The organism is Rhodosalinus sp. FB01 (assembly GCF_041365715.1).
In the GTDB taxonomy this organism is placed as follows: Bacteria; Pseudomonadota; Alphaproteobacteria; order Rhodobacterales; family Rhodobacteraceae; genus Rhodosalinus.
In genome coordinates, this window is record NZ_JBGFSH010000068.1 from 1 (window position 1) to 456 (window position 456).

1 protein-coding gene is annotated in these 456 nt (G+C 72.7%); it reads left to right on the top strand.

Features of this window, described 5'->3' with window-relative positions:
- Positions 1-276: 276 nt before the first annotated feature.
- Positions 277-456 (top strand): hypothetical protein (locus AB6A65_RS16605; protein WP_371039492.1); only part of this gene is annotated, 180 nt, incomplete at its 3' end.

The window sequence follows — 456 nt, forward strand, 5'->3', positions numbered from 1 at the left end:
ATGGGACATGCGATCTGGCGGGGGGTGCAGAGTGCGCCTGATCTGCGGCGCCGCGGCGGCGGCGCTTCTGGCGGGCGAGAGCGCGGCGCAGGAGGCCACGGGGGCGACGCCGCTCGGGCGGCTGGTCCTCGGCGCGGGCGCCGAGAAGGTGGCGATCGACACGCCGCAGGCGGTCACCGTGCTCGAGCAGGAGGACATCGACCGCGAACAGCCGCGCACGGCGGGCGATCTCTTCGANCGCGCACGGCGGGCGATCTCTTCGACAGCGTGCCGGGCGTGCAGGCCGGCGGCTCCAGCCGCGTCACGGGCGAGACCTTCAACATCCGCGGCATCGGCAACGCCGAACCGGCGAGCCAGTCGCGCGTCGTCGTCAACGTGGACGGCACGCCGAAGTTCTTCGAGCAGTACCGCACCGGCACCTTCTTCGGCGATCCCGCGCTCTACAAGCGGGTGGAG